1 protein-coding gene is annotated in these 307 nt (G+C 59.6%); it reads left to right on the top strand.

Features of this window, described 5'->3' with window-relative positions:
* Positions 1-56: 56 nt before the first annotated feature.
* Positions 57-307: response regulator (locus tag BGIM_RS54360; RefSeq protein WP_169331894.1), on the top strand; the 251-nt coding region annotated here is incomplete at its 3' end.

Consider the following 307-nt stretch of genomic DNA (forward strand, 5'->3'; position numbering starts at 1 on the left):
GGCCGTTGTGGCTTGTGAAACAACGAGGAATCCAAAACACCCGGACCGAGATGACCATGCCCGACACCGCCCTCAATCGTCCCGGCATTCTTTGCATTGACGACAACAAAGACGGCGCCGACATGTGCGCCGAACTGCTCAAAATGTGCGGGTTTGACGCCCGTGCCTGTTACGACGGGGAAACCGCCCTTCGCATGGCCGTGGAGTCACCCCCGGCATTGTGCTTCATCGACTTGAACATGCCGGGCATGGAGGGGGATGAGCTGGCCCAACGCCTCCGCGAATTGATGGCCGACCACGCAATCAA

This window comes from Zavarzinella formosa DSM 19928 (assembly GCF_000255705.1).
Taxonomy (GTDB): Bacteria; Planctomycetota; Planctomycetia; order Gemmatales; family Gemmataceae; genus Zavarzinella; species Zavarzinella formosa.